The 19,051-nt window shown below is 45.7% G+C and carries 16 protein-coding genes; 10 read left to right on the top strand and 6 right to left on the bottom strand.

Translation table 11 applies throughout. The features are described 5' to 3' along the window. Nucleotides 1-106: 106 nt before the first annotated feature. The 4 genes from R7E51_RS06465 (at nucleotide 107) to R7E51_RS06450 (ending at nucleotide 5,926) form a co-directional block, all read left to right on the top strand. A complete protein-coding gene (locus R7E51_RS06465; protein WP_005374561.1) occupies nucleotides 107-790 on the top strand; it encodes a transglutaminase-like cysteine peptidase in 684 nt (227 codons plus the stop codon). Between the two features lie 5 nt (nucleotides 791-795). Then, nucleotides 796-2,709: a bifunctional diguanylate cyclase/phosphodiesterase gene (locus tag R7E51_RS06460; protein ID WP_005383568.1), complete on the top strand. Its 1,914-nt coding sequence runs from the start codon at nucleotides 796-798 to the stop codon at nucleotides 2,707-2,709. Between the two features lie 15 nt (nucleotides 2,710-2,724). After that, nucleotides 2,725-4,839, top strand: coding sequence for a type I secretion system permease/ATPase (locus R7E51_RS06455; RefSeq protein ID WP_005374556.1), 2,115 nt, complete (start codon nucleotides 2,725-2,727; stop codon nucleotides 4,837-4,839). Between the two features lie 493 nt (nucleotides 4,840-5,332). After that, entirely contained in the window at nucleotides 5,333-5,926 is a 594-nt protein-coding gene (locus R7E51_RS06450; protein WP_017820061.1) for a mechanosensitive ion channel family protein, read from the top strand. A 300-nt stretch (nucleotides 5,927-6,226) separates the two neighbouring features. On the opposite strand, the gene R7E51_RS06445 is transcribed toward R7E51_RS06450, so the two are convergent. Next, nucleotides 6,227-6,565 (bottom strand): hypothetical protein, encoded by a 339-nt coding sequence (locus tag R7E51_RS06445; protein WP_017821886.1) that lies wholly within the window; start codon nucleotides 6,563-6,565, stop codon nucleotides 6,227-6,229. A 231-nt stretch (nucleotides 6,566-6,796) separates the two neighbouring features. Between R7E51_RS06445 and R7E51_RS06440 the strand changes: the two genes are divergently transcribed. After that, a complete protein-coding gene (locus R7E51_RS06440) occupies nucleotides 6,797-7,381 on the top strand; it encodes a flavodoxin family protein (RefSeq protein ID WP_017821885.1) in 585 nt (194 codons plus the stop codon). 63 nt (nucleotides 7,382-7,444) lie between these two features. Here the strand turns inward: R7E51_RS06440 and R7E51_RS06435 are convergent, their stop codons facing one another. Next, the gene (locus tag R7E51_RS06435) at nucleotides 7,445-9,070 is read right to left on the bottom strand and encodes an ABC transporter substrate-binding protein (protein WP_017821884.1); all 1,626 of its coding nucleotides are present in this window, start codon (nucleotides 9,068-9,070) and stop codon (nucleotides 7,445-7,447) included. Between the two features lie 141 nt (nucleotides 9,071-9,211). Between R7E51_RS06435 and mpaA the strand changes: the two genes are divergently transcribed. After that, the gene (gene mpaA, locus R7E51_RS06430) at nucleotides 9,212-9,922 is read left to right on the top strand and encodes a murein tripeptide amidase MpaA (RefSeq protein WP_017821883.1); all 711 of its coding nucleotides are present in this window, start codon (nucleotides 9,212-9,214) and stop codon (nucleotides 9,920-9,922) included. A 19-nt stretch (nucleotides 9,923-9,941) separates the two neighbouring features. On the opposite strand, the gene R7E51_RS06425 is transcribed toward mpaA, so the two are convergent. Then, nucleotides 9,942-10,793 carry an SIS domain-containing protein gene (locus tag R7E51_RS06425; RefSeq protein WP_021707579.1) on the bottom strand — a complete coding sequence of 284 codons (852 nt, stop codon included), beginning with the start codon at nucleotides 10,791-10,793 and terminating at the stop codon, nucleotides 9,942-9,944. A gap of 242 nt (nucleotides 10,794-11,035) precedes the next feature. Between R7E51_RS06425 and murQ the strand changes: the two genes are divergently transcribed. From murQ to R7E51_RS06410, 3 genes are all read left to right on the top strand, one after another. After that, entirely contained in the window at nucleotides 11,036-11,938 is a 903-nt protein-coding gene (gene murQ / locus R7E51_RS06420; RefSeq protein WP_017821881.1) for an N-acetylmuramic acid 6-phosphate etherase, read from the top strand. A 28-nt stretch (nucleotides 11,939-11,966) separates the two neighbouring features. Next, nucleotides 11,967-13,421, top strand: coding sequence for a PTS N-acetylmuramic acid transporter subunit IIBC (gene murP / locus R7E51_RS06415; RefSeq protein WP_017821880.1), 1,455 nt, complete (start codon nucleotides 11,967-11,969; stop codon nucleotides 13,419-13,421). A 148-nt stretch (nucleotides 13,422-13,569) separates the two neighbouring features. After that, nucleotides 13,570-14,625: a porin gene (locus R7E51_RS06410; RefSeq protein WP_017821879.1), complete on the top strand. Its 1,056-nt coding sequence runs from the start codon at nucleotides 13,570-13,572 to the stop codon at nucleotides 14,623-14,625. Nucleotides 14,626-14,714: 89 nt separating this feature from the next. Here R7E51_RS06410 and R7E51_RS06405 read toward each other — a convergent pair whose 3' ends face one another. Together R7E51_RS06405 and R7E51_RS06400 are read right to left on the bottom strand one after the other, a co-directional pair. Further along, the gene (locus tag R7E51_RS06405) at nucleotides 14,715-15,380 is read right to left on the bottom strand and encodes a peptidase E (protein WP_017821878.1); all 666 of its coding nucleotides are present in this window, start codon (nucleotides 15,378-15,380) and stop codon (nucleotides 14,715-14,717) included. 37 nt (nucleotides 15,381-15,417) lie between these two features. Further along, nucleotides 15,418-16,329, bottom strand: coding sequence for a LysR family transcriptional regulator (locus R7E51_RS06400; protein ID WP_017821877.1), 912 nt, complete (start codon nucleotides 16,327-16,329; stop codon nucleotides 15,418-15,420). 88 nt (nucleotides 16,330-16,417) lie between these two features. Between R7E51_RS06400 and catC the strand changes: the two genes are divergently transcribed. Beyond that, complete coding sequence (catC, locus tag R7E51_RS06395) at nucleotides 16,418-17,077, top strand: type C chloramphenicol O-acetyltransferase (protein WP_017821876.1); 660 nt, start codon at nucleotides 16,418-16,420, stop codon at nucleotides 17,075-17,077. A 55-nt stretch (nucleotides 17,078-17,132) separates the two neighbouring features. Here catC and R7E51_RS06390 read toward each other — a convergent pair whose 3' ends face one another. After that, a complete protein-coding gene (locus R7E51_RS06390; protein WP_017821875.1) occupies nucleotides 17,133-18,812 on the bottom strand; it encodes a DUF342 domain-containing protein in 1,680 nt (559 codons plus the stop codon). Nucleotides 18,813-19,051 lie beyond the last annotated feature (239 nt).

Raw genomic sequence — 19,051 nt, 5'->3', positions numbered from 1 at the left:
AAGATACTCGCGATAGGGAGTATTGAGCGATAAGTAATTAAATAAAAAGCACTTATTTCTCACTGACGAACTCTCTAGAAGAGTATACTTGTGATACGAGTCGAATATGCGATCCAATTTGCAGCGTAAAGTTACATTATTAATCAGCTTAAGTTGTTTGTCGTTCCAACTTGGTGCGCTGAACAGTAAAGAACAACGATGGGTCAATACGGTCACAGCGGTGTACGGCGAACGTGCGGGATTGCGCGTAAATACATGGCGAAAGAACCTCGACTTATTTAAACAATTAGAGACTCATGAACAGCTCGCTGGCGTTAACGACTTTTTTAATCAGCTGTATTTCGTTGACGACATAAAACTGTGGGGAAAGACAGATTATTGGGCTACGCCACTCGAATTTTTAGGGAGTAACGCAGGAGACTGTGAGGATTTCACTATTGCTAAGTACTTCTCTTTACTCGAGCTAGGAATACCAGATTCAAAGATGCGGTTAATATACGTAAAAGCCATCGAACTGAATCAGTTTCACATGGTATTAGCTTACTACCCTACCCCAAGTTCTGAGCCGCTCATTCTCGATAATATCAATCCTGACATTGTCCGAGCCTCTAAGCGTAGCGACTTGCTACCGATATACAGTTTTAATGGTACAAACCTGTGGTTGATGAAGTCATCTGCTAGCACTGGAGAGCTGGCAGGGAAAGCATCACGGTTGAGCCTTTGGAATGACTTACGCTCGCGCGAACGTAAGTTGCAGTTAAATAAACCTAAAATTAACTATGACGAGTGAGAAACATGACCCTATATAAGAAGCTTGTGGTGGGGATGGTTACGGTCTTTATACTCTTGTTGGCATCAGTATTCGTAATCCAATTCAACACGACTCGAGACAGCTTGGAGCAACAGCAACGTTCAGAGGTCAACAACACTATTAACACCGTAGGTTTGGCACTGGCTCCTTACCTAAAGGACAAAGATAAAGTAGCGGTTGAGTCCGTGATTAATGCTCTGTTTGACGGCAGCACCTACTCCGTTGTTCGTCTTACAGCATTAGATTCTGACTACCAGATCGTGCGTACCTACCCAGTTAAACCAAGTACGGTGCCACAATGGTTTATCGACATGAATCTATTTAAAGCGATTCACGATAAGCGTGTTGTGACCAGTGGTTGGATGCAGCTCGCCGAAGTAGAAATCATTAGCCACCCAGGCGCAGCTTACGAGCAGCTCTGGCAAGGTTTTATTGGGTTGCTGTCTGTATTCAGTGTCATTTTTCTGGCTGGTTTAGTGGCAATTTCATACATCCTACGTCGCTCGCTAAAGCCGTTAACGGCCATCGTGAATAAAATGCATGAAATCGCGAATAACCAATTTGGTGAACCGCTTGCTCGTCCAAGAACCAAAGATCTTATCGCGGTGGTAGATGGCATTAATATGATGTCTGCTCAAATCGAGCTATCATTCAAAGAGCAAGCCAAAGAGGCTCAACGTCTGCGTGCTCAGGCTTACCTCGATCCTATATCTAAATTGGGTAACCGCTCATTCTACATCAACCAAATCGACCAATGGCTTGCAGAGCAAACGCAAGGGGGTATCGCGCTACTCCATGCTGAATACATTGGCGACATTTACGAGACCAAAGATTACCAACGCGCAGATGCCCACGTTAAAGAACTGTCTCAACGTTTGAAAAACACCATTGATGTACCGGGTGCCACTATTGCTCGCTTGTCTAGTGATGAGTTCGGCTTGCTTTTCCCTCATATGGATGAGAGCGAGTTACGCATTTTATCGGACAGCATCGTCAATTGTGTGAACGGCCTAAATACTGACCCAACAGGCTTAGCAAAACCTAAAGCGTCACTAGGGGTTGCACACAGCAAAGATCAGAAAACGCGTTCTGAAATCCTCTCGATGGTGGACAACGCACTATCGAAAGCCAAAGCGCAACCAGACAAGCCATACGGCTTCATTGGCAGTGATACACCTTCTAGTTTGATGGGTAAACAGCAATGGAAAGCGTTGGTTGAAGAAGCCATTCATAGTGATTGGGTTAAATTCCGTTTCCAAGCTGCGAAAAACACATGGGGTAAAGTATTCCACAACGAAGTATTTTCAAGCATCGAAAAAGATGGTGAAACGTATCGTGCGAATCAATACCTATTCGCACTAGAACAGTTAGACGCCACCAACATCTTTGACCAGTATGTCATTGAATCAATGATTAAGATGCTAGAAAGTGGTGAACTTAATGACCCAGTCGCGATTAACATCGCGCAAAGCAGCTTGTCTCAACCATCGTTTATTCGCTGGACAACTAGCATGCTGGAAAAACATGCCAAAGTGGCCTCTAAGCTACACTTTGAAATTCCAGAGGAATGCTTTATCGATCAGCCTCACCACACAGCACTGTTATGTAATGCCATTCGCCAATCAGGTGCTGAGTTCGGCGTAGATAACTACGGACGTAACTTCCAATCTTTGGAATACATCCAAGAGTTCCGTCCGAACTATGTGAAGCTCGATTACCTATTCACACACAACTTGCACGACGAAAAACAGAAATTCACGCTAACGTCGATCTCTCGTACTGCCCACAACCTTGGTATTACGACTATCGCATCGCGTATCGAAACTCAAATCCAGTTGGATTTCCTCACTGAACATTTTGTTGAGGTATTCCAAGGATTCATCGTCGACAAGGAATAAAAAGGTTTATCAACGATGAAAGACCCTTTACTGAATTCGCTCATCTACGTTAGCCGTTACTATGGGTTAGCTAACTCGCCAGAAGCGCTAGTCAACGGACTACCGCTATCTGACGGTAAACTGACCCCATTTTTGCTACCAAGAGCAGCGGAAAGGGCCGGATTGGTTGCCAAGGAAAACCGCGCAGAGCTGGAGAGCATCTCCAGCCTAATTCTGCCGGCAATCTTAGTTCTTAAAGGCGGTGACTCTTGCGTTCTCAACAGCATCAATATGGAGAAACGCGAGGCCGAAGTCACCACCCTAGAAAGTGGAATGGTGCCGATCTCTATTCCATTAGAAGACCTACTTGAGCAATACACTGGTCGGTACTTTTTAGTTAAAAAGCAATTCCGTTTCGATGAGCGCTCTCCCGAAGTGCTCAAAACCAACGAAGGCCACTGGTTCTGGTCCACCTTGTGGCAGTCAAAACGCATCTACCGTGATGTTTTAATCGCATCACTTCTCATCAACCTCTTTGCGGTTGCCGCTCCGCTATTCACTCGCTTGGTGTACGACAAAGTGGTTCCGAATCTTGCGTTTGAAACCCTATGGGTACTAGCAAGCGGCATCTTTGTCGTGTTCCTGTTCGACTTCATTCTCAAGTCGCTGAGAAATTACTTCATTGATGTGGCGGGCAAGAAGTCTGACATTCTGATTTCATCCAAACTGTTCAGCAAAGTGATGGGGATTAGAATGGAATCGAAGCCGCCTTCGGTCGGTGCCTTCGCTCGCCATTTACAAGAATTCGAATCTATTCGAGAGTTTTTTACTTCAGCGACCGTCAGTGCTCTCATTGATTTGCCTTTTGCCATTTTGTTCTTAGTGATTATATGGCTAATGGCTGGCGATCTTGTGTATGTACCGATGGTGGGCGTGGTCATTTTGATTATTCACTCGCTACTGATACAAGGGCCGCTGCGCCGCTCCATTGAGGAGGGTTCACGCCTAGCATCGCAAAAATATGCCAATTTGATAGAGAGCTTGGCTGGGTTAGAAACCGTAAAAATGCTCAGTGCGCAAAGCCAATTCCAATACCGCTGGGAAGAGGCAGTTGCGCACATGGCGAACTGGAATATAAAAAGCCGCCGAATTACGGATAGCATTCAAAACGCAGCAGGTTTTGTGCAGCAAAGTAGTAACGTAGGGATGATCATCCTAGGCGTTTACTTGATTGCAGAGGGCGACTTAACCATGGGTGGTTTGATTGCCGCAACCATGCTTAGCGGCCGCGCGATAGGTCCTTTGGTTCAGTTATCCTTACTCTCTACGCGCTACAACCAAGCGAAGTCTTCTATGACAATTATCAATCAAGTCATGGAAATGCCGGATGAACAAGAAGAAGGTAAACGTTACATTCACCGTCCAATAGTACAAGGCAAAATTGAACTTGAACGCGTGACCTTCCACTACCCAGATTCACCGGTGGCGTCGATTCGAGATTTGAGCTTGACCATTAACCCAGGCGAAAAAGTAGCGATCATAGGCCGTATCGGTTCGGGTAAAACCACGTTAGAGCGTCTCATCATGGGCTTGTATCAGCCGACGGAAGGTCATGTTCGCATTGATGATACCGACATCGCACAGCTGCATCATGTCGACATTCGCCGTAATATTGGTTGTGTGCCGCAAGATTCGAATCTGTTCTTTGGTTCTATCCGCGACAACATTACGCTAGGTCGCCCATTAACCGATGACCGTGACGTACTAGACGCAGCGAATCGTGCCGGTGTTACTGCGTTTACGCAATCTGACCCAGCGGGCTTAGAACGCCAAGTTGGTGAAGGTGGTGCAATGCTTTCGGGTGGTCAACGTCAAGCAGTCACGATCGCTCGTGCATTTTTGGGTCGTCCTCCTGTTCTACTCATGGATGAACCAACCAGTGCGATGGATAACCGCTCAGAGATGCACATTAAGCATCAATTAGCACAGTTGAAACCTAGTGAAACGCTGATTCTGATTACGCATAAAACGTCTATGCTCGACATCGTTGATCGCGTAATTGTGATGGAAAAAGGCAGCATCATTGCAGATGGTCCTAAAGCGCAAGTGCTGAACGATTTGAAACAAGGCAAAGTGCGTGCGGTTAGCTAGCCTGAATTCACATTGATAAAAGACAAGGGCCCCGTTTAACTTGTGTTTAACGGGGCTTATTTTATTGGGAGCCCGAGATAATTAAGTTCTTCAAGCGCGACCCAAACGAGTACAAGGCCAACAATCACGAATAAAATCATAATCGCCTTTTCATCTTCTTCCATTTTTCAACGCCCTAAAAGCTATTTCAATTAATACACCTTAGGTTATCAGGACAAAAGTCATATTCAGCTCGTTTATAGGGAACTAGCGTCATAGAATGTCGGATATGGGATACAGCTCAAAGATTGCTCTCTTCAAAATCACGTCAGCTTTGATTGAATATAAGTAATGAAGCCAAAGAGTTCGTAATACTCACTAAGTCTTTGATTAACTTATATAGTACTCTGTGGAACCTCAACACAGAGACAAATGGTGTAAAGAAAAATTGTGATTACTTACAGCAAAAAATCAGCTATAAAAGCCGCTTTCTAGATATCGTCGAGATGAAGAAATGAATGATTGGATCCAATTAGAGCAAGTGAGCCAGTATTTCACTACGGGCTCCCTCGGTTACAAACTATTGATGGGCATTTTTGTCCTGATCGCGTATCGCATCCTGAAGAGGATTGTAAATAGAGCCATCCTAAATTTGGCAACAACGAAAGGTGTAAAAAAGGCTCGTTTGAGTTTTATTCAGCGCTGTTTCAATGTCGCGCTGCTATTTTTGACCGCCTCTATTTTTGCCATTATCACAGGTATTGGCTATGGCGATGTGTCTTTGTTCCTATCGTCCATTTTTGCCGTATTAGGTGTGGCGTTTATTGCGCAGTGGTCAATTCTGAGCAACATCACAGCCAGCTTTTTGATCTTTTTTGTCTTCCCGTACCGAGTGGGTGACCGAATTAAAGTCGTAGACAAAGATGAAGACATCTGCGGTGAGATTCAAGAAATCAGCATGTTTCACGTGTTAATTAAGCACGACAACGGTAACTTGATCACTTACCCAAACAACCAGATTTTGCAAAAAGCAGTGCTAAAGCTGGCAAAAAACAAGCCAGAGCCAAGTAAAGCAAAATCTCGGATTTATACTCGCAGAAAGAAATAACCCACTAAAAAGCCGATGTATCTACATCGGCTTTTTAGTATCACTTGGTGGTCACAAATAACCCAAAGTTAATGGCGAAAAACAGTGAAGAGACAAAACGTATAAGCTGAAGGTCACCACTGTATTCTTTCATGATAAAAACATGACACATCGCCGAAACCAAAAGCGCCACTTTAACCAAAGGAAGCTTCTTATTTACGAACCTTAAATAAATACAAAAAATAGAGATGGTGCAAGCAAAGAAAAAATCGTCACTAGTTCCATCTTCCTTAAAATACAAGGACATGGTTTTAGTTAAGCTTATATTTTTAGCTTCATTATGAGCCACCCACTAATATTTAGCGAGATAAGGGCATAAAAGAGGTAAAAAACAAGACTGACCGAAACAAAAAGTAGTGCATGCACTTTTTCTTCTAAGCTCTCTGGATGAACATTCATATCCACATCAAACACCCCCGCTATAAAGTGTGCAAATACCGTGGAAGAGGCTGTAGAAAGGCCTCCTACCATAATGATAATAATCCCTCGCCTTAAGAAACGATGAAATGTACTTTTCCCGCCTTGGATCAGGTCTGAGTTTACATATTTTAATCTATTTTTCCGCCTATTAATCATCACTAGCATCGGTACCTTTATCATTGTTTCCAAGAGAGTTTTCTACATCTTTAAGATCTTCCTTTAACGCTTTTATACACGACATTCATCGTCGTTGCATTCACTGTAGTTATGCCGTCGACTTACCCTATAAGAAAGCTCTTTAGATACCAATTCGTACTTTATCTATCTCAAATCTCTTCTTGACCTCAACTTATCTTGAGGTTTTAGCCTTAGTCGCACGATTAAAAATCAACAATGAAAAAAGGAACCATTGTGTCCAAAATTGCGATTATTTATTTCTCTAAAACCGACGTTACTGGTCAGCTTGCTCGCGCGATTGCCGCAGGTGTTGAACAACAAGGCATTAAGCAGCAAGATGAATGTGAAATCCTCTCTCACCGAATTGAAGGCAGTGAGATTATTGAGGGACGTTTTGTGAACCCTAAACTAATGGATGAACTTGCTGAGTGTGATGCGATTATCTTTGGCTCACCGACCTATATGGGCGGTGTAGCAGCGCAGTTTAAAGCATTTGCAGATGCAAGCAGTGAATCTTGGTATTACCAAAAATGGGCGAGCAAAATCGCGGCTGGCTTTACCAGTGGTGGGGCAATGAATGGCGACCAATCTTGCACATTACAATATCTACAAACGCTCGCTAACCAACACGGCATGATGTGGGTCGGGTTGGATAAGATCAGCAATTCTGGGGAGCAAAACCTGAATCGTTATGGTGTACAAGGTGGTATTGTTGCACAAGGTGGTGAAGGTGGTCAGTTGCATGCTTCTGATGTTGCAACAGCGGAGTATCTTGGCAAACGAGTCGCTATGCTCGTGAACAAGCTCTCCACTCGCTAACAATAAAAAGAAGCCCCGTAAGATACATCTTCGGGGCTTCATATTTATCGCTTGTTTTGAGCGCTACTTCTTGATGTAGAGATCTTTCGAGTAGATGCGCCCTTCTACGTTATTCTTTGCAAAGCCACCCACGGTTGGACGAACCAAACGTGCTTGCATGTAGTAATAGATTGGCGCGATAGGCATATCTGTCGCCAGCAACTGTTCAGCTTGGTCGTAAAATCCTTGGCGCGCTTTCTCATTGGTTGCAGCCAATGCACTGTTCATCGCGTTGTCATACGCTTCACTGCTGTAACGTGCAAAGTTACCCGAAGAACCTGAGCGAAGTAAGCTCAGGAAAGTAGACGCTTCATTGTAATCACCACACCAGGAAGCGCGCATCACATCGAAATTGCCTTGTTTACGCGCCACTAAGTACGACTTCCACTCTTGGTTTTCTAACTCCACGTTTGCACCGAGATTTTTTTGTAGCATCGACGCTATCGCAACCGCGATCGATTTGTTTGCCTCACTGGTGTTGTACAGCAATTTAAAATCGAGCGGCTTGTCTTGGCTGTAACCCGCTTCTTTTAACAACTGACGCGCTTTCTCGTCACGTTGTTGCTGACTCCACTTACTATACTCAGGGGGAGTCGCATCAAAACCGGCAGTGTACTGATGCGCAAAGGTATACGCAGGAAGGTTGCCCACTTGCGTGACACCATTCGTAATCACATCACGCATGATGGAGTACGACACCGCTTGACGCACTCGCGCATCATCAAATGGCGGACGAGTGGTATTGAACGCGTAGTAATACGTGCACAGTAATGGCACCACCGTGTAAGCCTGCTTGTAATCTTGTTTAAGCTTCTGCGCCATATGAGTCGGCACATCTGACGTGATATCCAGCTCTCCTGCCGCATAACGATTGATTGACGCGTTTTGGTTTTCAAACGGAATGTAAGTCACTCTGTTTAAATGCGTATCTGCGCTGTCCCAGTAATTTGGACTCTTAACCAGTTCAATGCGCTCATTCACGACCCACTTATCCAATGTGAATGCACCGTTGCTAACAAATTGGTCTGGATCGCTCCACGGCTTGTCGCGGTTTTCCACTGTCGCTTGATGCACTGGCATCATGGACGTGTGCCCAGTCATAGCAACAAAGTACGGCACTTGACTGTCCAACTCAAAACGTAGGGTGTATTTATCCACTGCCTTGATACCGAGATCGTCCAAAGGCTTTTTGTCCTCTGCTACATCGGCGATGTTTTTGATCTTGGTGAGTTTGAGATACCAAACATTTGGAGAAGCGGTCTTCGGGTCCACCGCTCGGCGCAGTGAATAGACAAAATCATCCGCCGTCACAGGCTCGCCATTCGACCATTTCGCGTCTTTGCGCAAGTGAAAAGTAAAGGTTTGGTTGTCGTTGGTTTCCCATGATTCTGCCACACCGGGAATAATGTTTCCGTCACGATCTTGAATCACAAGCCCTTCAAATAAGTCACGAATCACATGCATTTCTGGCAGACCTTCGGCTTTCGCTGGGTCAAGCGTCGCCGCCTCTGCGTCATTCGCACGTACTAAATGCTGTTCTGCGGCAAGTTGAATACCTTTAGGTAAGGTCTCCGCAGCAACTGATGTAGCAAGAAAAGGGGTGAATAAAGAGGAAATCAGCAACGCCGTTGAATGTTTTTTAAAATCCATATCGTTTTTCGTTCTCCTAACGCGTCTTGTGAAGCAAGTGCCACAATTAACATTTCAACCATTGACGAGTTTAAACGGTTCAGTTTAGCTAGGTGTAATTAGCTTAGATATTGATACTACTTCATCAATCAGGAGATTACGGTGAGTCTAATTCCAAGAACGGAAAGAGCGGCATTTTTAATTCGGCCAACATCATACGGTCAATCCGTGCTTGGTGCGCCATTACTGTATTTTCCGGCTCAAGTCGAAAGTGCTTTGCGAGGTTTGATTTTGGCAGGCACTCACGGGGACGAGACGGCCTCGATTGCAGGTTTGTCCTGCGCGCTAAGAAGCTTGCCTGCTGAAAACTTACGACATGATGTGATTCTGTCAATGAATCCTGACGGCAACCAACTAGGCACACGCGCAAATGCAAACCAAGTGGATCTCAATCGCGCGTTTCCAACCCAAAATTGGACTGAGCATGGCACAGTGTATCGATGGAGCTCTCACACACCCGTTCGAGACGTACAGGTGAAAACTGGCACTAAAAACCAACTAGAGCCTGAAGTTAGCGCATTAATTAACTTGATTGAACTGCGCAAGCCAAAGTTTGTGGTGTCGTTTCATGAACCGCTTGCTTTTGTGGATGATCCCAAACATTCCGACCTTGCCAAATGGCTCGGCGAGCAGTTCCAACTGCCAATCGTTGACGATGTCGACTACGAAACACCCGGCTCATTCGGCACTTGGTGTAGTGAACGTGATTTACCTTGCATCACGTTGGAATTACCCGCGATTTCTGCCGATCTCACCATTGAAAAACATCTCTCTGCTTTTATTGCTTTGCTGAGGCACGATCCGGATCTCTAGTCCGCTGTTGGTTAAGCGATCATGTGAGGATCTGTTTGATGTCGGTACTGATATCGCTGATCAACTGACGGGCACTGTCGTCTCTTTGCTGAACCAAGATGATAAACAGCAAATCGGTGATCACGTTTTGCGCGGTACGCGAAGCAATGGATGAGCTGCGATGTTCCGTTTCATTGGCAATCGTATCAAACGTAATATCGGCAATACCGCGCAAGCGACTTCTCCCAGGAGCAGATAACGCAATCACCTTCGCGCCCTGCTCTTTTGCCGCTTCTGCCGCGACGAGAATTTCTTTGCGTTCGCCCGAATACGAAATCGCAATCTGCACATCTTCTGAAGAGAGGGTACGAGCAACAGCAATCTGCACGTGGCTGTCTTGTTCGGAAAGCGCCGTAATACCGAGTTTAAGCAGTTTAAAGCTTAAATCCTTCGCGGTCAGGGCTGAGCCCCCAATCCCGACCACTTGCACTCGACGCGCTTCGCTCAACCATTTCACCGCTTGGTGACACGCTTCATAAGACAGCGCATTGGTGGTTTGAAACATAGCATCTGTTTTTGCTTTCACCAGTTTCTGTGAAATAACCGCGATGGGATCATCTGCCAAAATATCACTGTGCAACGGTGTCGACTGCATCGCATGCTTACGGCCAATCTCTTCATTCAGAGCTAACTTAAACTCGCTGTAGCCTTTAAAGCCAATACGCTGAGTAAATTTCACAATGCTCGATTGACTCACTTTTACTTGCGCCGCAAGTTCTTGGCTAGTGAGCAGCGCCGCCTTTTCTGCGTTTTCAACAATCCAATCGCCGACCAAACGACCACTTTGCGAAAGCTGAGTACGCCTCGCGACTATCTTATTGACAACTGACACAACAAAAACCTCAAAAAATTTAAATAATTTATTCCAAAACAAAAATAATTGGAGTTTGATTTAACTCCATGATTATTCTAACCAAGCCAGTTTATATCGGATGTAATAGACATATATTTTCTCTCATTATTCCAAATTTCTCCTGCACAAAGAATAACCTCAAGTGTGATTTTTATCACCAAAACAGAATATTTTATTCCATAGAATCGCCCTCAGATTGAACATTACGAAGAGTGTAAAACATGAAAATTGATTTAAGCCGATTGGTGACAGAAAGCCGTAATCCAGTCAGTGCAGAGATTGATACGCTTTCGACCATCGAGATGCTGCAAGTCATTAATGAAGAGGATCAAAAAGTCGCGCTCGCGGTCAAAGCAGTGCTACCACAAATTGCAAAGACGGTTGATGCAATTACTGCAGCGTTCGCCAATGGTGGCCGTTTGGTTTACATGGGAGCAGGCACATCAGGCCGCTTAGGAATTCTTGATGCGAGCGAGTGTCCTCCTACCTACGGCACGCATCCAGATATGGTGATTGGCTTAATTGCTGGTGGACATCAAGCGATTTTAAAAGCGGTAGAAAACGCAGAAGACAACGCGAAAATGGGTCAAGACGACTTAAAAGCACTTCACCTCACCAAGCATGACGTGGTTGTAGGCATTGCAGCGAGTGGCCGTACACCTTATGTACTAGGTGGTTTGGAGTACGCTAAATCCATCGGAGCCACGACCGCATCTATCGCTTGTAATCCAGAATGTGCCATGGCAGAAGCGGCCGACATCGCGATTCTGCCGATAGTTGGCGCAGAGGTTGTCACTGGATCTTCTCGCATGAAAGCTGGCACCGCACAAAAACTGGTGCTAAACATGCTCACGACAGGCGCAATGATTCGTAGCGGTAAGGTATTTGGCAACTTAATGGTGGATGTAGAAGCCACTAACGCCAAGCTCATACAACGCCAAACCAACATTGTTGTGGAAGCAACCGACGCATCAAAAGAAGAAGCAGAGCGAGCATTAAATGCCTGCGGTCGCCACTGCAAAACCGCCATCTTAATGATTTTGGCCGATTTGGATGCCGAACAAGCCAAATCACGCCTCGCCGCGCACAACGGCTTTATTCGCGCAGCACTAAATAATAACTAAATAATCCGAGTTCTGAAGGATAGACCCTATGGCAAAAATAACTTCAAACACAGTATCGCAGTTGCTGTCCGCAGTGGGTGGCAGTAGCAACGTAAGCAAATGTGGTAACTGTATGACGCGTTTGCGTTTATCGCTCGCCAACAATGGCTTGGCTGATCAATCAGTTATCAAGCAAATTCCCGGCGTAATGGGTGTGGTGGAAAGCGATGAGCAGTTTCAGATCATTCTCGGTCCCGGAAAAGCTCAACAAGCGGCTGAGATGATGAATCAATTGATCTACAGCTTAACCTCTGGTGACAGTGAAGAAGCAGATATGCCGCAACAAGATCTTTCTGCCGTCGCAGCCGAGCAGAAAAAACAGATGAAGAGTAAGCAAACCAGTGCGGTTCAGCGTTTTTTAAGCAAGTTTGCTACCATCTTTACGCCGTTGATCCCTGGTTTTATTGCCGCTGGTTTGTTGCTAGGTTTTGCGACGTTATTGGAACAGATGTTTGTTCTCGACCAGACACCAAGCCAGTTTATGCTGGATTTGATCGCCTACATGAAAGTCTTTGGTAAGGGTCTGTTTGCTTTCTTAAGTATTCTGATTGGTTACAACGCGCAGCAAGCGTTTGGCGGCTCTGGTGTTAATGGTGCCATTCTCGCCTCTTTGTTTGTGCTGGGTTACAACCCAGAGGCTACATCCGGTATTTACTCTGGCATGAACGAGTTTTTCGGCTTTGCGATTGATCCGCGCGGCAACATTATCGGCGTACTTTTGGCGGCGATCATCGGTGCGCAAGTCGAGCGTAAGGTTCGTCAATACATGCCAGATGATCTGGACATGATCTTAACGTCCGTTATCACTCTGTTGATCATGGGTGCGGTAACCTTCTTGATCATCATGCCAATCGGCGGCGAGCTGTTTAAAGGGATGTCTTGGTTGTTCCTCAACTTGAACGATAACCCATTAGGCGCTGCGATCTTGGCAGGTTTGTTCTTAATTTCTGTGGTATTTGGCATCCACCAGGGTTTTGTTCCAGTGTACTTCGCATTGATGGAAGCACAGGGCTTTAACTCGCTATTCCCTATCCTGGCGATGGCTGGTGGCGGTCAGGTTGGCGCGTCAATGGCGCTGTATTTCAAAGCCAAAAAAGACGCTCTACTGCGCACTCAAGTTAAAGGCGCTATTATTCCTGGCCTTCTAGGCATTGGCGAACCATTGATTTACGGCGTGACATTACCACGCGTAAAACCATTCGTTACCGCTTGTATTGGCGGCGCTGCGGGCGGCTTCTTTATCGGTTTAGTTTCTTACCTTGGCTTACCAGTTGGTCTTAATACGGTGTTTGGCCCGTCCGGTATCGTGGCGATTCCTCTCATGACATCAGAAAATGGCATCTTCCCGGGAATGATGGTGTTTGTTGCTGGCCTGCTTATCTCTTACATCGTCGGCTTCCTCGCGACTTACTTCTTTGGCTGCAAAGACGTCGATTTAAGCTAAATCATTCTTCCCCTATAGGAATGGACTAGCTCGCGCCCTTGGCAAACAAGGGCGCACCCTCTCTCTACTTCACGATAATTTTTCTTATTCCGTTACTCGGAAGGGGCTTTGTCGTACCTAAAACAATAGAAATGAAAGGTCGTTAATCATGAAAAAGCACATTTTGACTCTACTTCTCCCTACATTGATGGCATCAAACGCAATGGCAGCGCAGCTGTATCAAGCGGAAGATGGGTCAGTTTTAAATATTTACTCTCGTCTTGGTTTCAATGTCACCAGTAAAAATAACGAGCACGGCGATGCAAATGGCGAGTTTGATGGCCGTATTGGTTTAAACGGTTCACAAACCATCAACGAGTACGCGTCGATCATCGGCCAAGCGCAATACCAAGTGGGTGCCGCTGAATACGCAAACCAAGTAAACGACAAACCGTCTCTGACCGCACGTTATGTATGGGCGGGTATTGATGCGAAAGATTATGGTCGCATTACTGGTGGTCGCGTGGCATCTGGGTTGATTATGTTTACCGACATTGGTGATGTGTTCGCCTCTTCCGATGTTTCTATGGCGCGCCAAGCGAATAAAGTCGACAAAACCGCAACGCAAGTTTTCCGTCAAGATGGCACGCTGCAATACCAAAACAGCCTAGGTAATGTCGATTTTTCTGTCGCGTACATTTTAGGAAACAACACTTCTGAGCTCGACTACGGTTACAACGCTGCACTGCGTTATACGCTAGACATGGGGAATTTGGGTACCTTGGCACCAGTGATAGCGATGCAGAAGAATAAAGGTGATGCACGTGAAAGCAACGACACCGATTACACATTCTGGGGTGCAGGTACGCGTTACTACCTAGGTGATTTGATGTTGGGTGCGTTGTACTCGGAAGATGAACTAGAGGGCTATTACTCACAAACCAGTACCGACAAAGTGATGGAACTAACGGCGGTTTACAGTGTAAATGACAAATGGGCACTGCGTGCTGGTTATCGTTCTTTAGAAAATAGTGATGGTGACGAGCTAGAGCTGAAAGATACAACGCTAGAAGTGCAATACAAACTGACGCCTCGTTCTTCTATCTACACAAACTACGTTGATCGTAACGGCTCGCGTGGCTACAGCAATGGACAAGAAGTCTCGTTTGGCGGTGCACACGCAGACGAAAGCTACTACCACTTAGGTCTCCGTTACGAGCTGTAAGCACGATACTTAATGTAAGTTAGCTGAATCCATGAGCTTCTTCTATGTCCGGTCAGTAGTTATTGCCTTTAATGCTGATTTGAAGAAGCTCACCCTCGCAATATGTTTTCTTCGTTACCTGTTTTAACCAACACGCCTGCATCAGGGAGGCTGGTGACAGTAGCTAACAATTTTCCATCAACAAAGTGCAATGCCGCATAATCGTGAATGCCATAACAAGTGATGCTCGGTTGAGAACGAGCAAAGGCTTGGAAAACCTCGAACTTCTCACCTACATGAGAAAAATGTGCCGCAGCCAAACCGTCAATAAATCCAAGACAACGCATAACTTGGTATGCTTCGGGATCACTGTCTGTCACCGCAAACTCAAACCAACAAATTGCACCTGCGCTCATGCCACAAATGATGATGCCTTGTTCATAACACTGCTTGAGTATTCTATCGATTCCCCATTCGCGCCAAATGGCCAACATCGAACGCGTATTACCGCCACCTACGTAAATGATGTCTTGTTCAAATAGCGTTTCTTTCCAACCAGCTTCAAACTTAAACAGCGGAAAATGGGTCACGTTTTCACTAAGCTTCGCATCGTAAAAACGTTCAATCACTTCATCAGCATCTCCCGTGGCTGTAGGTATAAAACAAATGTTTGGATTCTCCTTACAAGACAAAGACAAAATGTATTGATCGAGCGGGCTCGGATTCTCTCCCATCATCCAGCCCCCACCGCCAATCGCAATACAGTGTTTTCGCATTCCTTTGCTTCCTCAATTGTTGCTAAGTTTGTTGTCGCTATTCGCCGACAGAATATATGTTCCTAAAGTGTTCGATGAACGCTCGCGTTCTTCTTGGTAAGTGCTCACGTTTTGGGTAAAGCAGATAAAGCGGCAAAATCGCATCCGTTTGCCATTCTGGCAGCAAACTCACGAGTTGTTCTTTTTGTGCAGGGTCGAGTTTAGCCAGTGCAAATTCATCTAACATGGCTACACCACAGCCAGTCAAAGTAGCATCCAACATGGACTGGACAAGATTAAAACTCAGCGTACTTTCTAACTCAATGCTGCACTGCTGTTGAGTTTGCTTATGCGTAAACGTCCACTTGTCTAACACCAAGTCACGACTTTTATAAAGGATGTGCTCTAAGTCACCAAGCTCCTCTGGCGTACTTACATTTGGTTTATCAGCTAAATACGAGCGATGAGCGATCGGTTTACAGTGTAAAGTGCGTAGCTGATGGCCGACGTATCCCTCTGGAGGAGTATCGGTAAAGTAGAATGCGATATCAAACCCAGCCTCAATCAAGTCGAGAGGCGTCTCTGTGAAGATCACTTCGACGCTCACTTGTGGATGTTGCAATCGAAACTCGATCAATGTTTGGCTGAGTAACGCAGATCCGAAAGAAGCGGACGCCGCTATTCTCAATTTTCCCGATACGATCTCGTTTGCCATGACTTGCTCATTGATCTGCTCAGCGCCTTCGAGCAGTTGCTTTACCTGCTGATAAAACCGCAAACCATCGTAGGTCAAATTAAACTGGCGCGTAGTTCGCTGAATAAGCTGCACCGACAATATGTCTTCAAGCTGTTTAAGTTGCCGACTTACATGCGCATTCGAACAATTCAGTCGCTTTGCTGCACCAGCAATACTCCGTTCCTCACACAAAGCGACGTAAAGTGGTACGTAGCTGAGCCATTTTATTTCCATACAGTAATTCTGAATCTCTAAAATCAAACTACTGGAAATAATAGAAAGCCTCTAAACTCTGTACAACCTAAATTTGAAAGGATGAGTTATGAGTGTTTTCGACACGTGGTTAAAAGGTCAAGTCATTAAAGATCACATCACTAATCCCAATATCATCGTTGGCGATTACAGCTATTACTCGGGCTTCTATCATCAAAAAAGCTTCGAAGAGCAAGCGGTACGCTACTTGTTGGGTGACCCCGTCACACTTCAAGAATGGCAAAGTAGAGAACCCGATAGCATCGACAAATTAATCGTTGGCAAGTTTTGTTCCATCGCTTCTGGAGCCACCTTCATGATGGCAGGAAACCAAGGTCATCGCATTGACTGGATTTCGACCTTCCCCTTCTCTCCTGAAGAATTTGGAGAAGGCGTACAAGACGGTTTCGAGCGTGCCGGAGACACAGTGGTGGGAAATGATGTTTGGATTGGCGGTGAGGCGATGATCATGCCCGGAGTAAACATCGGCGATGGAGCCGTCATCGGAGCACGCGCCGTAGTGACGAAAGACGTGCAACCTTATTCTGTGGTGGTTGGAAACAACCAAGTCGTACGTCAACGATTCAGCGATAAAGAGATTGAAACTCTACTCAATATCCAATGGTGGAACTGGCCAATAGAACACATTAAACAAGCAATGAAAGTAATGTGTAGCAGCCAAGTGGGTGCGCTTGCGGACTACTATCAAGAGCACATTGTCGATTTATAGATAAAAAAAGCCCACACATATTGTTGCGACGTGTGGGCTCAGTGAGTAAGAAAGCTTAAACCGCAGCGACGTCCTCTTCTTCCAAGTTCGCCGAGACTTTAATTTCGTATTGATTGAAACGGAACGAACAACCGCCATGAGTGCGCTTTGTCGTTACTTGTTCGTCGCCAAACTGCACCGTCACGCGAGTGAAGACACGCTCTTTGGCTTCGACAATATTTTCTTCTAACGCGACTTCAAAGTCATGTTCCGTTTGTTCTAGCTTTTGCTTTATCGCTTCAAGCTGCTCGTTGTTTTGTGTTTTCATCACGTCAATCTGAGCTTGTTCTTCGTCGGTACGTTCGGCTTTAGGACGTTTCTTAAATTCGAGCTCTTTACGAATCACATCCATCGTGCCTTCTTGAGCGCGTTTGTATTGATCTTTGAGCTCTGCTAATCGCTCCTTAAATGCAGAATAGCGCGCGAACGCTTCTACCTTAGTGGCGGTGTCGCCTTCTACGCCCAATTGTAAGCACACCACTTTGTCACCGACTTTTGCATCTCCGCCGCTGAGCGTACCGTTCCTACCGTTCGCATCCAGCACCGTCAGATTGCGCCCACAAACAATATCGTTATTCATGCTGTGCACCGCCAACTCAATATCTTCGCCAGCTTGCAAATCACAATATTGGGCGTAGCTGGCACGAATCGAACCTTTGGCTTTGACGTGACAACTCTTTGGCTGGCCATCACTCACGGTGTGGCCAATGATCCCTTTACCAACTTGAATGTCGTCTTGCGCTTGTACTTCAGCCGATTCAATGAAGCCGCCTACAGTAATAGAGCCCGTCGCTTTAACAATCATTCCGGATTCGATGTTGCCACCGATAATCACATTCCCTTTGAATTTCACGTGGCCTGTATTCACGCCAACGCTATTGAGGCAGAGTGCGTTATCAACTTCGATGGTTTTGTCTTTAATCAGAGGCGTACCGGATACCGATGCAATCAATAGGTTTGGGTCTTGCTTGCTTATCTCAGTGCCTTTGCCCGGCTTCATTGGGCTGTCTTTTCCGGCTTGCGGAGGAATCACTCGCCCTTGAACAGTAAAGCCAGGCGTGCCTTTGGTCGCAGGCGTGCGGCGCATCACCTCATCGCCTACGTCAACCGCGATAGTTTCACCGAGGTTACGTAAATCAATTTTGTCGCTAGCAGATTGGCCGTCTTTGGGTTTGAGGATGCGTTTGGTGATGTCTTTAACAAGAGGAGTAAAAAGAGCGTCTTTGCCTTTGATAGGTTGCTTACCAACCGCTACAGGTTGAGAAAAAGTTTCGCCGGGTTTGAGCTGAGTGCTGACAACCAACACTTTCTTCAAAGCCAGTTTGTTGATGCCTTTCGAAACTCGCGCTTGAGCAAGGGCTTGAACAATCTCGGGGCCACGTAAACCTCGGCCTCCGTACGCGCCGACAACGTTCATGCTGGCGAGCATGTCATTATTCGATAATTCGACCTCAACTTGCGCGTTGCGTTTTTCCGCAATGACGATGCCTTCGTAAGCTTCGGCTTTACGTTCTTTGGCGCAGTTAATGAACCTAACGACTTCCCCCTCAACAACAAACATCCTTTCAGCGTTCATTGCGACGAGCTGCTCGTTTAATTCATTTTGATTTAGCTCACCACCGAGGTCCACTTCTCCCGGAAGACGGGCTATCACCTTGGTCTTATCTTCAGATAACTCAAGACACAGCTTCCACATACCCTTACCACTTTGCTTCCCATCAACACTTTCAGTCTAACCAAATCCGTTTTCTGAACAAACCTCGCATTTCTTATTATAGGGCTCACGTCACTAAAGAAAGTAATCCATCAATAACGGTTAAACAGCATATTAAGAGAAAACTCGATTTAACCTAAAGCTCAATCAAAATACACGCTGAAACAAAAAGGAGCTGGATTTACAGTGTAAAATCAGCTCCCAATAATTTCATTTACAGT

The organism is Vibrio sp. Vb1166 (assembly GCF_033338695.1).
GTDB lineage: Bacteria > Pseudomonadota > Gammaproteobacteria > Enterobacterales > Vibrionaceae > Vibrio > Vibrio alginolyticus.
Note: the sequence above shows the minus strand (reverse complement) of the source record. Positions and strands in the feature narration are given on the sequence as shown.

Excerpts from the sequence above, each read along its gene's own strand:
- R7E51_RS06450 (WP_017820061.1), top strand. The coding sequence starts at position 5,333 with ATGAATGATTGGATCCAATTAGAGCAAGTGAGCCAGTATTTCACTACG.
- R7E51_RS06400 (WP_017821877.1), bottom strand. The coding sequence starts at position 16,329 with ATGGAAATAAAATGGCTCAGCTACGTACCACTTTACGTCGCTTTGTGT.
- R7E51_RS06455 (WP_005374556.1), top strand. The coding sequence starts at position 2,725 with ATGAAAGACCCTTTACTGAATTCGCTCATCTACGTTAGCCGTTACTAT.
- R7E51_RS06445 (WP_017821886.1), bottom strand. The coding sequence starts at position 6,565 with ATGATAAAGGTACCGATGCTAGTGATGATTAATAGGCGGAAAAATAGA.
- R7E51_RS06410 (WP_017821879.1), top strand. The coding sequence starts at position 13,570 with ATGAAAAAGCACATTTTGACTCTACTTCTCCCTACATTGATGGCATCA.
- murQ (WP_017821881.1), top strand. The coding sequence starts at position 11,036 with ATGAAAATTGATTTAAGCCGATTGGTGACAGAAAGCCGTAATCCAGTC.
- catC (WP_017821876.1), top strand. The coding sequence starts at position 16,418 with ATGAGTGTTTTCGACACGTGGTTAAAAGGTCAAGTCATTAAAGATCAC.
- R7E51_RS06390 (WP_017821875.1), bottom strand. The coding sequence starts at position 18,812 with ATGTGGAAGCTGTGTCTTGAGTTATCTGAAGATAAGACCAAGGTGATA.
- murP (WP_017821880.1), top strand. The coding sequence starts at position 11,967 with ATGGCAAAAATAACTTCAAACACAGTATCGCAGTTGCTGTCCGCAGTG.
- R7E51_RS06435 (WP_017821884.1), bottom strand. The coding sequence starts at position 9,070 with ATGGATTTTAAAAAACATTCAACGGCGTTGCTGATTTCCTCTTTATTC.
- R7E51_RS06405 (WP_017821878.1), bottom strand. The coding sequence starts at position 15,380 with ATGCGAAAACACTGTATTGCGATTGGCGGTGGGGGCTGGATGATGGGA.
- R7E51_RS06460 (WP_005383568.1), top strand. The coding sequence starts at position 796 with ATGACCCTATATAAGAAGCTTGTGGTGGGGATGGTTACGGTCTTTATA.
- R7E51_RS06465 (WP_005374561.1), top strand. The coding sequence starts at position 107 with ATGCGATCCAATTTGCAGCGTAAAGTTACATTATTAATCAGCTTAAGT.